This window comes from Streptomyces umbrinus (assembly GCF_030817415.1).
Taxonomy (GTDB): Bacteria; Actinomycetota; Actinomycetes; order Streptomycetales; family Streptomycetaceae; genus Streptomyces; species Streptomyces umbrinus_A.
In genome coordinates this window covers 4,944,615-4,961,884 of the sequence record NZ_JAUSZI010000002.1, presented here as the reverse complement: position 1 = coordinate 4,961,884, position 17,270 = coordinate 4,944,615, and the positions used below count along the sequence as shown (strand labels likewise).

Annotated in this window: 15 protein-coding genes; 10 read left to right on the top strand and 5 right to left on the bottom strand. The window is 70.7% G+C overall.

Annotated features, from left to right (window positions below; all coding sequences use genetic code 11):
- Position 1: 1 nt before the first annotated feature.
- The 3 genes from QF035_RS21575 to QF035_RS21565 form a co-directional block, all read right to left on the bottom strand.
- Positions 2 to 1,390, bottom strand: coding sequence for a DUF418 domain-containing protein (locus tag QF035_RS21575; RefSeq protein ID WP_307522087.1), 1,389 nt, complete (start codon positions 1,388 to 1,390; stop codon positions 2 to 4).
- A 209-nt stretch (positions 1,391 to 1,599) separates the two neighbouring features.
- The gene (locus tag QF035_RS21570; protein ID WP_307522085.1) at positions 1,600 to 3,186 is read right to left on the bottom strand and encodes an RICIN domain-containing protein; all 1,587 of its coding nucleotides are present in this window, start codon (positions 3,184 to 3,186) and stop codon (positions 1,600 to 1,602) included.
- 323 nt (positions 3,187 to 3,509) lie between these two features.
- Positions 3,510 to 4,409: an RNA polymerase sigma factor SigF gene (locus QF035_RS21565; RefSeq protein WP_307522084.1), complete on the bottom strand. Its 900-nt coding sequence runs from the start codon at positions 4,407 to 4,409 to the stop codon at positions 3,510 to 3,512.
- 249 nt (positions 4,410 to 4,658) lie between these two features.
- On the opposite strand from QF035_RS21565, the gene QF035_RS21560 reads away from it, so the two are divergent.
- The 6 genes from QF035_RS21560 (at position 4,659) to QF035_RS21535 (ending at position 10,413) form a co-directional block, all read left to right on the top strand.
- A complete protein-coding gene (locus tag QF035_RS21560; RefSeq protein WP_307522082.1) occupies positions 4,659 to 5,087 on the top strand; it encodes an STAS domain-containing protein in 429 nt (142 codons plus the stop codon).
- Between the two features lie 270 nt (positions 5,088 to 5,357).
- Positions 5,358 to 5,861, top strand: coding sequence for an ATP-binding protein (locus QF035_RS21555; RefSeq protein WP_307522080.1), 504 nt, complete (start codon positions 5,358 to 5,360; stop codon positions 5,859 to 5,861).
- A 362-nt stretch (positions 5,862 to 6,223) separates the two neighbouring features.
- Positions 6,224 to 6,901 (top strand): LPXTG cell wall anchor domain-containing protein, encoded by a 678-nt coding sequence (locus tag QF035_RS21550; RefSeq protein ID WP_373466972.1) that lies wholly within the window; start codon positions 6,224 to 6,226, stop codon positions 6,899 to 6,901.
- Between the two features lie 70 nt (positions 6,902 to 6,971).
- The gene (locus QF035_RS21545) at positions 6,972 to 7,889 is read left to right on the top strand and encodes a COG1470 family protein (protein ID WP_307522077.1); all 918 of its coding nucleotides are present in this window, start codon (positions 6,972 to 6,974) and stop codon (positions 7,887 to 7,889) included.
- Positions 7,890 to 7,951: 62 nt separating this feature from the next.
- Positions 7,952 to 9,073, top strand: a complete 1,122-nt coding sequence (locus tag QF035_RS21540; protein WP_307531307.1) for a neocarzinostatin apoprotein domain-containing protein — start codon at positions 7,952 to 7,954, stop codon at positions 9,071 to 9,073.
- Between the two features lie 77 nt (positions 9,074 to 9,150).
- Positions 9,151 to 10,413: a hypothetical protein gene (locus tag QF035_RS21535; protein WP_307531304.1), complete on the top strand. Its 1,263-nt coding sequence runs from the start codon at positions 9,151 to 9,153 to the stop codon at positions 10,411 to 10,413.
- 165 nt (positions 10,414 to 10,578) lie between these two features.
- Here QF035_RS21535 and QF035_RS21530 read toward each other — a convergent pair whose 3' ends face one another.
- Positions 10,579 to 12,075, bottom strand: coding sequence for an oligopeptide:H+ symporter (locus QF035_RS21530; RefSeq protein ID WP_307522076.1), 1,497 nt, complete (start codon positions 12,073 to 12,075; stop codon positions 10,579 to 10,581).
- A gap of 501 nt (positions 12,076 to 12,576) precedes the next feature.
- On the opposite strand from QF035_RS21530, the gene QF035_RS21525 reads away from it, so the two are divergent.
- Positions 12,577 to 13,254, top strand: a complete 678-nt coding sequence (locus tag QF035_RS21525; protein ID WP_055614806.1) for a response regulator transcription factor — start codon at positions 12,577 to 12,579, stop codon at positions 13,252 to 13,254.
- A 143-nt stretch (positions 13,255 to 13,397) separates the two neighbouring features.
- Complete coding sequence (locus tag QF035_RS21520) at positions 13,398 to 14,669, top strand: ATP-binding protein (protein ID WP_307522075.1); 1,272 nt, start codon at positions 13,398 to 13,400, stop codon at positions 14,667 to 14,669.
- An 89-nt stretch (positions 14,670 to 14,758) separates the two neighbouring features.
- Here QF035_RS21520 and QF035_RS21515 read toward each other — a convergent pair whose 3' ends face one another.
- On the bottom strand, positions 14,759 to 15,355 hold the full coding sequence (locus QF035_RS21515; protein WP_373466971.1) for a GtrA family protein: 597 nt from the start codon (positions 15,353 to 15,355) through the stop codon (positions 14,759 to 14,761).
- A gap of 142 nt (positions 15,356 to 15,497) precedes the next feature.
- On the opposite strand from QF035_RS21515, the gene QF035_RS21510 reads away from it, so the two are divergent.
- Positions 15,498 to 16,709: a 5-(carboxyamino)imidazole ribonucleotide synthase gene (locus tag QF035_RS21510; protein WP_373466695.1), complete on the top strand. Its 1,212-nt coding sequence runs from the start codon at positions 15,498 to 15,500 to the stop codon at positions 16,707 to 16,709.
- Positions 16,706 to 17,260 (top strand): 5-(carboxyamino)imidazole ribonucleotide mutase, encoded by a 555-nt coding sequence (gene purE / locus QF035_RS21505; protein WP_307522073.1) that lies wholly within the window; start codon positions 16,706 to 16,708, stop codon positions 17,258 to 17,260. The genes QF035_RS21510 and purE overlap by 4 nt, the downstream gene beginning before the upstream one ends.
- The last annotated feature ends 10 nt before the right edge of the window (positions 17,261 to 17,270 follow it).

Sequence of the window (17,270 nt, the reverse complement as noted above, 5' to 3'; positions counted from 1 at the left end):
CTCAGCCCGCCTTGGCCACTCGGCCTGCCTTGCCCTGTGCCGCCCCGTACATCAGCCTCCGCAGCACCGCCTCCGCCGGGCCCCGGCGCCCCGCGCGCTCCAGGGTGTACGCCCCCGCCACCGTGAGCAGCCACACGCCGACCGCGAAGAGCGCCATGGTCCAGCTGGACAGGTGCTCGCCGAGGCCGAGTCCCCAGGCGGCAAGCACCGGCGCGAAGAGCAGCGAGTGCGCGAGGTAGCAGGACAGGGACCGCTTGCCGACCGCCGACACCGCCGCGACGACCGTGGCACCCGCACCCGCACCCGCACCCGCACCCGTACCAACACCCGCACCCGTACCAACACCCGCACCCATGCCTGCGCCCGCGCGCCCACTCGCACCCGAATCCGTAATCGCACCCGCCCGGCGGCTGGTCCACCAGTGCACGAAGAGCGCGACGGCCGCCACGTAACCGAGCCCTGCGGCGTTGCCCGTGACGTCCCGGAGCAGCGTGAGCGCTCCCTCCTCGCTCTGCGCGTCGGCCGGCACGTCCAGGGCGCCGATGTGGGCGAGCGCGGCGGGCAGCGCGCCGAGCCAGCCGACCGTGATGCTGATGACGGCCGTGCGGCGCAGCAGGGTCCGATGGCGGCCGGGCTCCTCCAGGACGCGGCGGCGGGCCGCCCAGAAGCCGAGCAGGAAGACGACGTACCCGCCGCCGACCAGTGCCAGCGCGGAGGCCAGGAACGTGACGAACAGACCGGTCTCCAGCCTGGTCTGAGCCGCCGTGAGCCAGTTCCCCTCCTGCGCGGCGTACGCCAGGAAGCCGGGCTCCGCGCCCGCGTCCCCGAGCGTGCCCAACTCGCCCCGGATCAGGGCCGACACGACGGGCTGGGCCGCGAAGACCACGATCAGCACGGCGCCCGCGCAGATCCACCGCTTCAGCGCGCGCTCGCTCCGCCGCAGGAAGACCAGGCCTAGGACGAGACTCAGCACTCCGTAGTAGCCGACGATGTCGCCCGCCATCAGCAGGGCGGAGTGCAGGAGCCCGATGACGATCAGCCACAGACTGCGCCTGCGCAGGATCCTGGCGGCTCCCCGCTCGGAGTTGCCGGCGGCGGTCTGCCGGAGGAAGAGCTGCATCATCCCGTAGCCGAAGAGGAACGCGAAGAGCGGATAGACCCGCAGGTCCAGCACGATGATCATGGTGAACTGCACGGCGTGGTCGAGCCATGAGCCGTCCGCGGGCTGCCAGCCCGAGGGTCCGCGTCGGGCCGCCCAGAGGTGGAAGGCGGTGTTGGACAGAACGATGAGCAACAGCATGATCCCGCGTGCGAGGTCGGGTGCGAGCGCCCGCTCCTCGGCCCGCACGCCCCCGCGCCGCACCGGCGTCTCTTCGCTCGTGGTCGTCATGCCCCCAAGCTAGGAAGGGCCTGACCTGGGCGACATCGGCCGGCGGTCCAGCGCCGACCGACCAAGGATGGCGGCGGTCCGGCGGCGAACAACCAAGGGATGACACCTAGCCGGGGGACCGCGACCAAAGTCGCAGCCGAAGGCCCCCTCGGTCAGAAGCCCGGTCATGGGCCAGGCCGGGAACCCCGGCCAGGAGCCCGCCCAGAGGCTCAGGCAGGCCCCGCCCCCGCCCGCCACAAGTGCTCCGTCCGTCCCGTGTCCGGGGCCAGGTCCAGGCCGTCGTCGCCGTACGGCGTCAGCGCGTGGTCCGGGGCGACGGCCGGGCGGATCGCGCCGTCGGCGGACACCGCGAACCGCAGGTTCACGGCGTTGCGGCCGCCGAGCGAGTCGCACTCCCAGATGCCCACGCCGTCGTCGGTCGCGCCGCGGCTGTCCAGACAGAAGTCGGGATCCGCGTACGACTGCAGGGCACCCCGGTCGGTGTCGACGCGCCAGCGCTGGGTGCCGGCCGAGGAGCAGGGGGCCGTGATGACGTCCGTGCCCTTCTCCATGTCGCCGTCCCGGATGTCCAGACAGCGGCCGGTGGAGCGGTTCACGACCTGGGCGTAACTGCTGTTCGGCGGCGGCGGGGCGGACGGCGGGCCGGACGTCGGGTGGGACGCGCTCGGGGACGCCGACTTCGACGGGCGTGAACTCCTCGTCGGGGACGGGGAGTCGGTGCTGCCCGTGGGGGAGGCGGAGGGCGCCGTCGGGACCGTGGCCGTCACCGTGACCGCCGGCGGGGGCACCGGAGCCCCCGCGCTTCCCGCCGTGTCGGGCCCTGAGCCGCCCGAGGAGGGGAGGAAGAGCAGCAGTGGGGCCAGGGCGACCCCGAGCGCCGCGGAGGCCAGGACGAGGCGACGGGAGGGCGGCCAGGCGGCCAGGGAGCCCCAAGTGGCCGACTCCGCCTGCGCGGTGGCGCGCGAGCGGGCGGCCGCGCCCGTGGCGTACGCCGTGCCGCCCCACGGCAACAGCCCCTCGGCCAGGCCCGTGTGCGGGTCGTCCCGCAGCGCGGACAACTCCTCGTACGCGGTGGCGCAGTGCGCGCACTCGGCCATGTGGGCGCGCAGATCCGTGCTGTGGCGGGGGCTGTCGGGGCGTACCGACTCCTCGATCAGTCGGCGGAAGTCCTGGCAGCGCGGATCGCCGGAGGCGGCGAGGTGGCTCTTCAGAAAGGACGCGCGAAGTGCCTGGAGTGCGGGTTCCGTTCCGTACGTCACGTCCTCGCGGGTGAGCCCGAGCAGGCCCGCCGTGTTCTCCTCGGGCTCCCGCTCCACGATCCCGTACCAGGCGAGGCCCTGGACCCGGGAGGGGAGCGACCGGAACGCGTCGAGCAGCGGCGGTGTCGGGCCCTCGGGACCGGCCGTGCGCAGTCGCGCGAGAAGTCCGGGGTCGAGCCGGCCGGCCCGTTCGTCCCCGGCCCAGGTGACGGCCACCCGCCCAGCCAACAGCAGGAGTTGGTGCCGCCAGGGGCCGCCGGGGTCGGTGCCGCGCGCGGTCTCCTGGGCCGCCAGGGCGAACGCGCGGTCCGTCAGCTGCCGCGCCGCGGAGTCGGCGGTGGTGCACAGACGGGCGTACGCGAGGACCGCCGGCCGGTGGCGCACGCGCAGTTCTCGCAGAGCCGCGTACGAGGTCCTGGTGTCCGCGCGCAGCAGCTCGGTGAGCCGCGCGTCGGCCGCACCCGCGTGCACGCCGTCCCCGCCCTCGCCCCCGTTCCCGGCATCATCGCCGGTCCCCTGCCCCTCGCCCCGAACCATCCACGTGCCTCCCTGCACCCCCGTGCCACCCCCGCCGGACAACTGACATACCAGCCAGTTTGGCGGGTGACCATAGTGATGGAAGGTGAACAGTGAAGAAAGGGGTTCCCGTGGGTAACCCGGGGGATCCGGGGGCGTGGACCCGCGTGCGACAGGGCCAAGGATCCGGGCGATCAAAAGGCGCGGCCCGCGTGATCCGCCGACAACGCACTCGGGGCCGGGTCGGATGATCCGACCCGGCCCCGAGCGCACACCTACGCGCCCTGTGTGCCGGTACGACCACACACACTGTGCGGTGGTGGCGACGACGGTGACGGCGACCGTCACTCCTCGACGGTCAGTCCCCTGCGCAGCCGCACCAGCGTCCGCGACAGCAGCCGCGAGACGTGCATCTGCGAGATGCCGAGTTCGTCACCGATCTCGGACTGGGTCATGTTGGCGACGAACCGCAGGGACAGGATCTGCCGGTCGCGCGGCGGGAGTTCGGCGATCAGCGGCTTCAACGACTCGACGTACTCGATGCCTTCGAGCCCGTGGTCCTCGTAGCCGATCCGGTCCGCCAGCGCGCCCTCGGAGTCGTCCTCCTTGGGCTGGGCGTCGAGCGAGCTGGCCGTGTAGGCGTTCGACGCGGCCATGCCCTCGACGACCTCGTCGTTCGACAGCCCCAGACGTTCCGCCAGCTCTCCCACCGTCGGAGCGCGGTCCAGTTGCTGCGCGAGTTCGTCGCCCGCCTTGGCCAGGTCGAGGCGCAGTTCCTGCAGTCGGCGCGGTACCCGCACGGACCATGAGGTGTCGCGGAAGAAGCGCTTGATCTCGCCGACGATGGTCGGCATCGCGAAGGTCGGGAACTCGACGCCACGGCTGAGCTCGAACCGGTCGATCGCCTTGATCAGGCCGATCGTGCCGACCTGGATGATGTCTTCCATCGGCTCACTGCGGGAGCGGAACCGGGAGGCGGCGAACTTCACCAGGGCGAGATTGAGTTCGACCAGGGTGTTGCGTACGTACGAATACTCGTGGGTGCCTTCTTCCAGCGACTCCAGCCGCTCGAAGAGGGTCTTGGACAGGGCCCGTGCGTCCACTGGCCCGACCTCGTCGAAAGGCGGGATCTCCGGAAGTCCGGCGAGGCCGACGTTCTCGTCGGCTGACTCGTCTTCCAGTCGTTCCAGAGGGGGTGTCGACGTCGCCCTATGGGTCTGCGATGCGTCGAGCCGGGGTGACATGGTGTCCTCCATCGTTCTCGGCATATGGCTGCCGATGCCAATACGTGCACTGCGGTGTGCGGCGCCTCCAAAGCCGGCCGTGTCGAAAACTGTCTCTACTAGCCCTACCCGCTTTCGCGACTCTCTCGCAAGTGTGTTTCATGGTGAAATGTCCGTTTCTTGGCGGTTGTTCGGGTGTTGAAGAGTGCAGGGAAGGCGTAGGGTTCGAGGGCGTATCAACAGCCACGACGGTCGGAAGAGAGACACGGCATGGACCGCGGGACGGTCGGCAGCGCACAGTCGGGCCGGCTTCTGGTCGAGGTGCGGGAAGAGGGCGCCAGCGCCGTCGTGACCCCGGCCGGTGAGTTGGATCACCATACGGCGGATCTACTGCGCGAACCGATCGAGGAATGCCTCGATCGCGGGTTCGCGCGCCTCGTCGTGGACTGCTCACGGCTGGAGTTCTGCGACTCCACGGGGCTGAACGTGCTGCTCGGCGCCCGGCTGAAGGCCGAGGCCGCGGGCGGCGGGGTCCATCTGGCGGGCATGCTGCCGGTGGTGTCCCGGGTCTTCGAGATCACCGGGGCGGAAGCCGTCTTCACCCTCCACGACACACTCGCAGAGGCTCTGGACGAGCCCGGGTCCGACGGGTCCGGGGTCGGTGAACCCGGGCCCGGCCCGGGCGACCAGTCGCCCTGAGGCGCTCCCGTGAGGCAAAGTTATGCCTCGGTTGTGTCCGTGTGATCAGCGCGTTACCAGAGTCACAGCATCCATGCCGAATAAGTGGGTGTTCTGACGGTTCGGTCGGGCAGGAGACATCCTGAATATGTCAACAGACCGAACGGCAAGCGCGCGGCAGTCCCGGACGACTCCTGGATCCCGAGTGTCCCTGAGCTTTCCGAATGTCCTGAATGTACTGAGTGCTGAGTCTTGAATCGTGAACTGGTGAATCGGTGAGGTGAAGCGCTGATGAGCACCACCCGGCCTTACCCGCCGGGCGACCGCGGCCCGGAACCGGGCGACGGCGGCGCTTCCGGGACGCCTCCGGGCGGCACGCCCGTCGTGCGTCGTGCCCGTCGGCTGAACTTCGACGGCGCGAGCGGGGTCGTCCCGCTCGCCCGCGACTTCGCCCGTCAGGCGTTGTACGAGTGGGGCTGGCTGCCCGCGGCCACCGCCGACCAACGGGCCGCGGCCGAGGACGTCCTGCTGGTCGTCTCCGAGCTGGTCACGAATGCCTGTCTGCATGCCGAGGGCCCGGACGAGCTTTTGATCGCCTGCGAGAACAAGGTGTTCCGCGTCGAGGTCTCCGACCGGGGGGCGGGTCAGCCCGCGCCGCGCACGCCGCACCGGGCCGGGCGGCCCGGGGGCCACGGGATGTTCATCGTGCAGCGGCTGTGTCTGGACTGGGGTGTGATCCGTTCGGCCGGGGTCGCGGGCAAGACGGTCTGGGCGGAGCTCGGGGCGCCGGCTTAGCGCTCGGCTGGGTTCGGCTGTTCGGCGTGGCCTGCGGGTTCTTCGCCTGCGGGTGCGTTGCCCTGCGGGGGTGCGTCGCCTGCGGGTGCGTTGTGGTCCCCCAGCCTTCGGCCGGGAGGTGCCCCCAGGTCGCGCAGTTCCCCGCGCTCCTACGGGGCGCCTGTGTCCAGGTCCCTCTTTTGGTTACCCGCGGTTCGGGGTTTCCTCTTCCCTCACTTGATGCGCGTCGGATCCCCACGGATCCGGCGCGCACTTTGTCTTCCCTCGGCAAGGCGCCGGGCGTACCTTGACGGCCGATCTGATGTGCCGTCAGGAACGCCATCAGGAAAGCCTTCAGGAATGAGGGGACTGTGTCATACCGGATGTACCCGAAACGAACCGCCGCGCTCGCGTCCGCCGCGGCCCTGGCCGGCTCGGCGGTGCTGATGGCCGCCCCCGCTGCCCGGGCCGACGTGGTGGACGTCAACTACCAGTGCAAGACACCCATCGGTGACAAGTCCGCCGTCTCGCCCATCGACATCAAGGGCGTCAAGAGCGGCAGCGGCTACCAGATCACCATGACCTTCGAGAAGGGCGTCTCGTCCAGCCCCGTCGACCTGGGCAAGGGCGCGATGAACCCGAGCGCGGTCATCAAGCTGGGTGGCGCCGAGACCGGCACGCTGGCGGTCAAGGGGCCCGCCAACCCGGCGACCGTGCCCGCCAACACGCCGATCAAGATCACCGACCTCACGGGTACGTACACCCCGAAGAAGACCGGCAAGGTCACCTTCACGCCGGGTGTGCTGACCATCAAGGCCCTCGGTACGACGACCACGTGCACGCCCTCCAACAGCCCGAAGGTCTCGCTGACCCTGGACGTCACGGCGGCCGGCGGCGGGACGACGGGCTCCTCGCAGGACGCCCCCGCGGGCGGCGAGGAACTCCCGCAGACCGGTCCCGAGGACTCCGCGATCGCCCTCGGCACGCTCGGCGGCACGGTGCTGCTGGCGGGCGCGGCCGGAGTGCTGTGGCTGACCCGCAGGAACCAGGCCCACCGCTGACGCGCACGCCTCGTACAACCTGCACGCCCGGCACAACCCGCACGTCCCGTACGACTGTCCGGAGCCGCCGATGCCGTTCGTACCGCCCGCCGCCCGTGTTCTCTGTCTTGCCGCCGTCGCACTTCTGGCCGTCGCCCCCACCGTCGCGGCCGACGGCGGCTGGTCCGTCGTGCCGGCGGCCGGCGGGCGGGAGGCACGGCCGTACTTCTACGCGGAGGGCGCGCCCGGCACGGTCCTGCAGGACACGGTGTCGGTGCTCAACCCGGGCGGGAAGCCGCTCACCGTACGGCTCCGGGGTGCGGACGCCGACAACACGAGGAGCGGCGGATTCTCCGTGCGGACCAGGGCGACGGACACCGGTGCCTGGATCACCTTCGCCGAGCGGACGGTGCGGATCCCGGCACGTACCCGCGCCGACGTGCCGTTCACCGTGAGCGTCCCGGCGGGCGCCACGCCCGGCGACCACCCCGGCGCGATCGTCGCGAGCGCCGCCGGCCGGACCGCGGCCGTACGCGTCCATCTGCGGGTCGAGGGCCCCACCCTCTCCGCGCTCACCGTCGAGCACGTACGGGTCGACGGCGGGCGCATCTCGTACGAACTGGTCAACCGCGGCACCACCGTGCTGACCCCGAAACTCGCCGTACGCGCCGAGGGGCTCTTCGGCGAGGTGCTCGACCGGGCCCCGCGCACCCTGCCCGTCGAACTGCTCCCCGGCCGCCGCGTCGCGCTCACCGAACCCTGGCCCGACCGGCCCGCGCTCGACTCCGTCGACGTCGAGGTGGCGGTCACGGCGGCGGGCGGGGCGCACGACGAGGCGGGCGCGTCGGCGCGGTTCGTGCCATGGGGAGCGGTGGCGGGCGCGGCGGCCGGGCTCGCGGTGTGTGCGGCCGGCGGCCACTGGTTCGTACGGCGTCGTAGGCGGCCGCGGGAGACACCGGACGCCGGACAGCCGCGTACGGAAGCCGAGTTGACGGGAGCGGTGACGTGAGCGCGAGAAGAGGGGTGCGGATTCCGGCGGTTGTCGTGGTGCTCGCGCTTGTTCTGTTCCCCATGGCGGGGGCGACCGCCTCGGCGGCGGAGAAGCCGGCGGTCAAGCTGTCCAGGTCCCAGGCGGGGACGGGCGGTTCGATCACCGTGAGCGGTACGGGGTGGCGGCCGAACGCGCTGCTGATGATGCTGATCTGCGGGCAGTCCTCGACCGACCGGGGTGTGATCGGCGGGACCAACTCCTGTGCCAACGCGGACGGCCGGGCCGTCACGACCGACGCGAAAGGCGCCTTCAGCAAGAAGCTGCCGGTCGCCGAGCCGCCCAAGCCGTGCCCCTGCGTGGTGCACGTGGCGACGGTCACCGGGGAGAAGGCGGAGGCGGACGCCCCGTTCCTGGTCGCCGGACACGACGTCGAGCCGCTGCCCAAGCAGGACAGTGGCGGACGGCTCTCGGTGCTCACCGACACCCGGCTCGACGGGTCGAGCGGCCTGCTCGCCTGGTTCGGCGCGCCGCCGTCCCGCAAGCTCGTCTTCACCGTCGGCAACGTCGGCACCACCGCCGTCAAGAACCCGGTGTTCCAAGTCGGCACCTCCCACGGCGTGTTCGCCCCGCAGTGGGAGGAACAGCAGTGGCGCGGCACCATCGGGCCCGGCGAGAAGGAACGGATCACCCTGCCGGTCGAGCTGACCGCCGGCGCGCACGGCGACTACACGGTCTCGCTCAAGTTCGGCGGCAAGGTGCTCGCCGAACAGCCGTGGGGCGTGGGCCGGCCCTGGGGCGTGACGCTCTTCTGGATCCTCGTCTGCGTCGTCGTACCGGCCGCGCTCTTCCGGATCGGGATGGCCGTGGTCGACCGGATCCGGCCGCGCGGGTCCGCCGGACGTGCCGGTCGCTTCGGCGGCGGCAGGGGAGGGCGGCCGGGACGTCCCGGGCGTGGCGCGCACGGTGTGCGGCGCGGCGGGCTCCGGCTGCCCGAAGTCACCCTGCGCATGCCGAAGTTGAGCCTCACGCCGGCCTCCTCGGACGAGTCCGAGGCCGACACCACGACACGTACGCCGGCCCGTACGAACCCGTCCCTGCCCTGGTTCACCCCGGACACCGATCCGGGGGCGGCCGAGGCCGATCAGCTCTCCGCACCGCACGAGAACAGTCCGACGACCCCCACCAGGAAGGGAAACACGTGAGCACGCAACGGAGAGTCCGGCCGGGGCCCGCACGGCCCAGAGGCAGCCGGAGAGCGGGCGCGGCCGGGGTCGCGATGATGCTCGGCGGTGCGGGAGTCCTGCTGGGCGTGGCCGCGGCGCCGGCCCAGGCCGCCGAGGTGTCCTACGCGACCGACTGCGTACCGCCTCCGGCCGCCGGGCTGCCGACGGTCAAGGGCACCACCAAGGTGGAGGTCACCGCGCCGGCCACCGCGAAGGTCGGTGACGAGGTCGAGGTGGTCTGGAAGTTCACGCAGGCCGCGTCGAAGAACCCCGACCTCATCGACCTGCCCGCCAACTCGGTCCAGCCGTCCGGCACCCTCAAGGCGGCCGGGGCGCAGGCCGCGTCCATCGCGATGCAGGGGCCGCGCGAGAACCCGGCGATCCCCAAGGGCGGGGCGATGGTCCTGTCCGACATGAAGGGCAAACTGAAACTGACCACGGCGGGCGAGGTGACGCTGACGCCGGACGCGTACGCCATCAACGCCTTCTCGACGGACACGAAGTGCACGCCGACGGAGGCGGTGAAGCCCGCGGCGACGATCAAGGTGACGGCAGGGGAGGGGACTCCGCCTACCGGGACACCCGATCCCACCAGCCCGCCGCCGACGAGCGGCGAGCCGACCCCGACCGAGAGCGAGACCGGGGGCAGTGACACGGGCGGTACGACCGGTGGAGGCGGTGAGACCGACTTCACCGGCAAGGAGGTCAAGATCCCCTACGCGTGCAAGACGCCGATCGGCGACAAGAACGCGACCTCTCCCGTGCAGATCAACGCCAAGAAGGACGGCGGGAGTTACGACCTCACCGTCAAGTTCAAGGGGTCCGTGATGGACAGCCCCGCCGACATCCCGGCCGACTCGGTCAAGCCGTCGATGGAGGTCGCGCTCGGCGGTGCCGACAAGGGCACGGTCCACGTCGAGGGGCCGACGAACCCCGAGGCGATCAAGTCCGGGGATCCCATGGTGATCTCGGACATGACCGGCACGTACAAGCCCGGCGCCGACGGGGAGTCGACGCTCTCGCCCGGTGTGCTGACGGTGAAGGCGCTCGGGACGACCACGACGTGTACGCCGGAGAAGTCCGAGGTGTCGCTGACGCTGGACACGTCTGCCCAGCCGGGGGGTGCCGCCGGTGGGAGTGGCTCCGCCGGTGGGGCCGGGACGTCGGGGTCCGGTGACTCCGGTGGAGGGCTGGCCGACACGGGGGCCGATGACAGTGGGGGGTTGCGGGCGCTCGGGTTTGTTGCCGGGACCGCGATTCTGCTCGGTGGGGCCGTGTTCACGTTCATGCCGCGGCGTGCTTCGCGGAGGGCGCCGTAGGGGTTGAGCGTCGCGGGGAACTGCGGGACCGCCGTGGCCGGTCGCGCAGTTCCCCCCGCCCCTAAAAGATTGCGCAGTTCCCCGCTCCCCTCATGAGGGGAGCGGGGAACTGCGCAATCAGCCACAACGGGCCCGCGGTTGACCTGCCGGACCTCGGCGGAGCGTCTAGCGGACGTCGCCCATCAGGGACTTGACCTTGTTGCGGTACATGTAGACCGCGACGCCGGCGATGACGGCGAGGGTGGCCTCCAGGGCGACCACGCCCATGCCGTTGAGGTCGACGCCCGCGATGGAGAGCAGGCCCGTCGTGGCGTCGCCGGCGGTGACGGCGAGGAACCAGACGCCCATCATCTGGGAGGCGTACTTCGCGGGAGCCATCTTCGTGGTGACGGAGAGGCCGACCGGGGAAACGGTCAGCTCGCCGACGGTCTGCACGAAGTAGATGGCGACCAGCCACATCGCGGCGGCCTTGTGACCGCCCTCGGCGATCGACAGGGGAGCCAGGAAGAGGAAGAACGACGCGCCGACCAGGACCAGACCCGAGGAGAACTTCACGATCGTGCTCGGCTCCCTGCCGGCGCGGTTCAGCGCCAGCCAGGCCCAGGCGAAGACCGGGGCGAGGGCCATGATCAGCACCGGGTTGACCGACTGGTACCAGGAGACCGGGAACTCCCAGCCGAACACGGTGTTCTCGGCCGACAACTCGGCGAAGATCGACAGCGTGGAGCCGCCCTGGTCGTAGATCATCCAGAAGACGGCCGCGGCGATGAAGAACCAGATGTACGCGGACATCTTCGACTGCTCGACACGGTCCAGGGACTTGTCCCGCTTGATACGGGCGATGACCCAGACCGGGATGACCAGGCCGAGGACCGTCAGCGGAACCAGGATCCAGTTCAGCGTGTAGTGGCCGGAGAAGCCGACGGCGGCGTAGAAGACGGCGGCGACGGCCAGCCACAGCAGACCCTTGCGCAGCGTCGAGGCCTTCTCCGCGGCGGACAGCGGCGTCGGGACGACGTCGGAGCGCGTGTCGAGGTGGCGGCGACCGATCAGGAACTGGGCCAGACCCAGCGCCATGCCGAGCGCGGCGAGCGCGAAGCCCAGGTGCCAGTTGACGTTCTCGCCGATGGTGCCGATGACCAGCGGCGCGGCGAAGGCGCCGAGGTTGATGCCGATGTAGAAGACGGTGAAGCCGCCGTCGCGGCGCGGGTCGTCCGGGCCGTCGTAGAGGTGGCCGACCATCGTCGAGATGTTGGCCTTCAGCAGACCCGAGCCGATCGCGACGAGGCCGAGACCGGCGTAGAACGTGCCGGACGAGGGCAGCGCCAGCGTCAGGTGGCCGAGCATGATGACCAGGCCGGCGACGGCGACGGTCTTGCGGGGGCCGAGCACACGGTCCGCGAACCAGCCGCCGGGGAGGGCGAGCAGGTACACGAGCGACAGGTACACCGAGTAGATCGCGGTGGCCGCGGTCGCGCTCAGGTGCAGGCCGCCGGGTGCGACCAGGTACAGCGGGAGGAGTGCCCTCATGCCGTAGTAGGAGAATCGCTCCCACATCTCGGTCATGAAGAGAGTGGCCAGTCCGCGGGGGTGGCCGAAGAAGGTCTTCTCGGAACCGGGGGTGCCCGGAGAGACCGAGTCCTTCGTCAGGCTGGACGCCATGGTCGTTCCTTGCTGGTCGGGACGCGCTGCAGAGCGTCGCGCGCCCGGTGGGGGAGGCGGCCGGCACCGGCGGGGAGGGCCGTCCCGCCCCACGCCCACGGGGAGTCCGCTTCGGATCGTCGGAGCGGTGGACGGCGACCACCGGGATCCACGCCCCGCACGCGTCCTCGCGCTCGGGGCCCGGCCACAGGTCATTCCTTTCAAGGCTGGTAGACACCAGCCCGCACACAAAAGAGACCTTCGGCGTCAAGCTCCCGCCAAAGGTCCCTGCGTGGTGCTACAGGCGTCTGGTCACCATAAGGCCCCACGGCATGGCATTGCCGCATATGACATGACTTGAGAGATGGATCACAGGTATGGATGGAACTATGCGCCTGAATCGAAGGCCGTTCATAGATTTACATCCCTAACCCACAGGGTTTCATCTCCCGCGCGGTGCGGGCGAATCACGGGTGTCGATCACCCTGTCTGCACTGGTCCGCGGCGGACTACCATCAGTTCATGACCCGAGTACTGCTCGCCGAGGACGACGCGTCCATCTCGGAACCCCTGGCCCGCGCCCTGCGCCGGGAGGGGTACGAGGTTGAGGTACGCGAGGACGGCCCCACCGCGCTCGACGCCGGCATCCAGGGCGGCATCGATCTGTGTGTGCTCGACCTCGGGCTGCCCGGCATGGACGGCCTGGAGGTGGCCCGGCGGCTGCGCGCCGAGGGGCACACCGTGCCGATCCTCATCCTGACCGCGCGCGCCGACGAGGTGGACACGGTCGTCGGCCTGGACGCCGGCGCCGACGACTACGTCACCAAGCCGTTCCGCCTCGCCGAGCTGCTGGCCCGCGTCCGGGCCCTGCTGCGGCGCGGCGCGGCCGAGCCCCAGCAGCCTCCGGCCACGCACGGGGTGCGCATCGACGTCGAGTCGCACCGGGCCTGGATGGGCGAGGAGGAGCTCCAGCTCACCGCCAAGGAGTTCGACCTGCTGCGGGTTCTCGTCCGGGATGCCGGGCGGGTCGTCACGCGTGACCAGCTCATGCGTGAGGTGTGGGACACGACGTGGTGGTCTTCCACGAAGACCCTCGACATGCATATCTCGTGGTTGCGGAAGAAGCTCGGTGACGACGCGGCGAATCCGCGGTACATCGCGACGGTACGTGGAGTGGGTTTCCGCTTCGAGAAGAGCTAGCTCCTTGCTGTTGGGCCGCGCCTCATCGCCGCTCTGGCGTCGGTGAGTACGCGGCCGCGGGTCGTGTGTGGCTGGTCGCGCAGTTCCTCGCGCCCCTGTAGGGCGCCCCTAGCCCCTGATCGATCAGTTGCCCGGAGGGCCCCGTGCGTCGCCGTCTCATCAACTCCACTCTGGCCGTCGTGCTGGTCGTGATCGCCGTGTTCGGGGTCTCGCTCGTCATCGTGGAGACCCGCACGATCAGCAACAGCGCCCAGGAGCGGGTGGACTCCGAGGCGGTGCGGCTGGTGAGCATCGTCGACAGTCGCATCCTCGGCGACGAGCTGATCAGCGCCGGCGTCCTCAAGGACCAGGTCACGGGCGACCGGTACGCACGCATCGAGATCCCGGGCCGCGCCGACATCCACATCGGCGACAAGCCCACCGGTGACGTGATCAAGTCGACCCGCAAGGGCGACCAGCGCGAGACGGTCACGGTCCAGGAGCCCCGTTCCGCGGTCACCCGTGAGGTCGGCCGTACGCTCCTGATCATCGCGGCGGTCGCCCTGCTCGCGGTGATCGCCGCCGTGCTCCTCGCGGTGCGCCAGGCCAACCGGCTCGCCTCCCCGCTGACCGACCTCGCGGAGACCGCCGAGCGGCTCGGCTCAGGGGATCCGCGGCCGCGCCACAAGCGCTACGGCGTCCCGGAGCTGGACCGCGTCGCGGACGTCCTGGACGGCTCGGCCGAGCGCATCGCCCGCATGCTGACGGCCGAGCGCCGCCTCGCGGCCGACGCCTCGCACCAGCTGCGTACGCCGCTGACCGCGCTGTCCATGCGGCTGGAGGAGATCACCCTCACCGACGACCCGGACATCGTGAAGGAGGAGGCGACCATCGCGCTGGGCCAGGTCGAGCGGCTCACGGACGTGGTCGAACGGCTCCTGACGAACTCCCGGGACCCGCGCACCGGCTCCGCCGTCACCTTCGACCTCGACGAGGTCATCAAGCAGCAGCTCGCGGAGTGGCGCCCGGCCTACCGCAACGCGGGCCGCGCGATCGTCAGCTCGGGCAAGCACCAGCTGCAGGCCGTCGGGACGCCCGGGGCCGTGGCCCAGGTCCTCGCGGCGCTGATCGAGAACTCCCTGATGCACGGTGGCGGCACGGTCGCGCTGCGTACGCGCGTCACCGGCAACCAGGCTGTGATCGAAGTCACCGACGAGGGGCCCGGTGTCCCGGCCGATCTGGGCGCCCGGATCTTCGAGCGGGCCATCAGCGGCCGGAACTCCACGGGGATCGGGCTCGCCGTGGCCCGTGACCTCGCGGAGGCCGATGGGGGGCGCCTGGAGATGCTCCAGGCGCAGCCTCCGGTGTTCGGGCTGTTCCTGTCGCGTACGCCGCTCAGACGGCCGCAGGACGGCGAGGAGCAGACGGTGCGCTAGCGCCGTGGGGAAGGTGCGGGTGCGTTGTGGCTGGTCGCGCAGTTCCCCGGGCCCCTGAAACGGGGCGCGGGGGCGCCCCCCGAAAACCTCTAGCGCACGCGCTGGACCTGGCGGAACTGGCGCGTCGGGCGGTCCTCGTCCTCCAGGTGGGCCTGGCGCTCCTGGTCGAGGTAGGGCTCCGGGTTCTCCAGGAACGATTCCGCGCTGGCCACGGCCTCACGCGCGGGAGCGGCCCGGAAGACCCAGGTGCGGTAGGACCAGAAGCGGAAGAGCGTCGCGATGCCGATGCCGACGAACTTGAAGACGTTGCTGGCGAGGGGGCTGTCCAGCCCGAGCCCGTACGTGGCGGCGTAGAGGAAGCCGTTCTCGATGACGAGGCCGACCGCGCTGAACAGCACGAACAGCGTCAGCTCCTTGGTGCGGCCGCTCTTGTCGCGATCGCGGTACGTGAAGTACCGGAAACCGATGTAGTTCGAGACGATCGCGACGACCGTGGCGATCACACTGGCCCGCACGACCTGAAGATCAGTGGTACTGCGCACCAGGTTGAAGGCGATCAGGTTGACCAGCAGACCGGCCCCGCCGACCGCGCCGAACTTGGCGACTTCCCTGGTCAGCCGGTCGATCCGCATGCGGACAGCACTGGGCGGCCTGGCATGAGCCCTGCGTTTACCACCTTTGCCCATGGTGTCGCCCAGCCCCCGTCTCGTCGGATACGTCAATTTCGTCAACCTTCGTCGACTCCGCCATGCTAACCAGCGGTTCCCTTCGGTGCCCGGCTTGGACTCGAATATGTGGCCGGGATGTGATGAACATGCGGAACTTCCGATGATCATGCGGGCGACAGGGGTGCCCCGTTATGGCCGATACCCTGGGGGCGTGACGTTCCCGGTAGTCGGCATGGTCGGCGGGGGGCAGCTCGCTCGTATGACACACGAGGCGGGCATCCCGCTCGGCATCAGATTCAAGCTCCTCAGTGACACCCCCCAGGATTCCGCGGCGCAGGTCGTCGGTGATGTCGTCATCGGCGACTACCGCGACCTCGACACGCTGCGGGCCTTCGCGCGGGGCTGCGACGTGATCACTTTCGATCACGAACACGTACCCACCGAGCATCTGCGTGCCCTGGAGGCGGACGGCATTCCCGTGCGCCCCGGGCCCGACGCGCTCGTGCACGCCCAGGACAAGGGCGTGATGCGCGCGAAGCTCGACGAGATCGGCGTGCCGTGCCCGCGGCACCGGATCGTGAGCGACCCGGCCGACGTGGCCGCGTTCGCGGCGGAGGGGCTCCCCGAGGGAGCCGAGGGCGACGGCTTCCCGGTCGTCCTCAAGACCGTCCGCGGCGGCTACGACGGCAAGGGCGTGTGGGTCGTACGGTCCGCGGCGGACGCCGAGGACCCCTTCCGCGCCGGCGTCCCGGTCCTCGCCGAGGAGAAGGTCGACTTCGCTCGGGAGCTGGCGGCCAACGTCGTACGGTCGCCGCACGGCCAGGCCGTCGCCTACCCCGTCGTCGAGTCCCAGCAGGTCGACGGCGTCTGCGACACGGTTATCGCGCCCGCGCCCGGCATCTCCGACGAGCTCGCGCTGCGGGCCGAGGAACTGGCTCTGCGCATCGCGAAGGAACTCGGCGTCGTCGGCCACCTCGCCGTGGAGCTCTTCGAGACCCGTGACGGCCGCATCCTCGTGAACGAGCTGGCCATGCGCCCGCACAACTCCGGCCACTGGACCCAGGACGGCGCGATCACCTCCCAGTTCGCCAACCACGTCCGCGCGGTCCTGGACCTGCCTCTCGGCGATCCGCGCCCGCGCGCGAAGTGGACGGTCATGGTGAACGTCCTGGGTGGCGACTACCCCGACATGTACTCCGCGTACCTGCACTGCATGGCCCGCGACCCCCAGCTCAAGATCCACATGTACGGCAAGGACGTGAAACCCGGCCGCAAGGTGGGCCACGTCAACACCTACGGCGCCGACCTGGACGACGTCCTCGACCGCGCCCGTCACGCAGCCGCCTACCTGAGAGGCACGATCACCGAATGAGCACGTCCGCAGATGTGTCCTCCGAATCGCCCGTAGTCGGCATCGTCATGGGCTCGGACTCCGACTGGCCCGTCATGGAGGCGGCCGCGCAGGCCCTCGACGAGTTCGAGATCGCGTACGAGGTCGACGTGGTCTCCGCGCACCGGATGCCGCGCGAGATGATCGCGTACGGCGAGGAGGCGGCCGGGCGCGGCCTCAAGGTGATCATCGCGGGCGCGGGCGGCGCGGCCCATCTGCCGGGCATGCTCGCCTCGGTGAGCCCGCTGCCGGTGATCGGTGTCCCGGTCCCGCTGAAGTACCTCGACGGCATGGACTCGCTGCTCTCGATCGTCCAGATGCCCGCGGGTGTCCCGGTCGCCACGGTCTCGGTCGGCGGCGCGCGCAACGCGGGTCTGCTGGCCGCCCGCATCCTCGCCACCCAGGACGCCGAACTCCTCGGCCGGATGCGCGAGTTCCAGCAGGAGCTCAACGACCAGGCCACGGAGAAGGGCAAACGCCTGCGGTCCAAGGTCGAGAGCGCGGGCAGCGGCGGCTTCGGCTTCGGGAACTGAGTGCTCCTCC

Bases quoted from the DNA above. Each gene is read 5' to 3' on its own strand.
- QF035_RS21560 (WP_307522082.1), top strand. From the start codon at position 4,659: ATGGACCGCGGGACGGTCGGCAGCGCACAGTCGGGCCGGCTTCTGGTC.
- QF035_RS21575 (WP_307522087.1), bottom strand. From the start codon at position 1,390: ATGACGACCACGAGCGAAGAGACGCCGGTGCGGCGCGGGGGCGTGCGG.
- QF035_RS21530 (WP_307522076.1), bottom strand. From the start codon at position 12,075: ATGGCGTCCAGCCTGACGAAGGACTCGGTCTCTCCGGGCACCCCCGGT.
- QF035_RS21550 (WP_373466972.1), top strand. From the start codon at position 6,224: ATGTACCCGAAACGAACCGCCGCGCTCGCGTCCGCCGCGGCCCTGGCC.
- purE (WP_307522073.1), top strand. From the start codon at position 16,706: ATGAGCACGTCCGCAGATGTGTCCTCCGAATCGCCCGTAGTCGGCATC.
- QF035_RS21565 (WP_307522084.1), bottom strand. From the start codon at position 4,409: ATGTCACCCCGGCTCGACGCATCGCAGACCCATAGGGCGACGTCGACA.
- QF035_RS21515 (WP_373466971.1), bottom strand. From the start codon at position 15,355: ATGGGCAAAGGTGGTAAACGCAGGGCTCATGCCAGGCCGCCCAGTGCT.
- QF035_RS21540 (WP_307531307.1), top strand. From the start codon at position 7,952: ATGGCGGGGGCGACCGCCTCGGCGGCGGAGAAGCCGGCGGTCAAGCTG.
- QF035_RS21545 (WP_307522077.1), top strand. From the start codon at position 6,972: ATGCCGTTCGTACCGCCCGCCGCCCGTGTTCTCTGTCTTGCCGCCGTC.
- QF035_RS21510 (WP_373466695.1), top strand. From the start codon at position 15,498: ATGATCATGCGGGCGACAGGGGTGCCCCGTTATGGCCGATACCCTGGG.
- QF035_RS21525 (WP_055614806.1), top strand. From the start codon at position 12,577: ATGACCCGAGTACTGCTCGCCGAGGACGACGCGTCCATCTCGGAACCC.
- QF035_RS21555 (WP_307522080.1), top strand. From the start codon at position 5,358: ATGAGCACCACCCGGCCTTACCCGCCGGGCGACCGCGGCCCGGAACCG.
- QF035_RS21535 (WP_307531304.1), top strand. From the start codon at position 9,151: ATGCTCGGCGGTGCGGGAGTCCTGCTGGGCGTGGCCGCGGCGCCGGCC.
- QF035_RS21570 (WP_307522085.1), bottom strand. From the start codon at position 3,186: ATGGTTCGGGGCGAGGGGCAGGGGACCGGCGATGATGCCGGGAACGGG.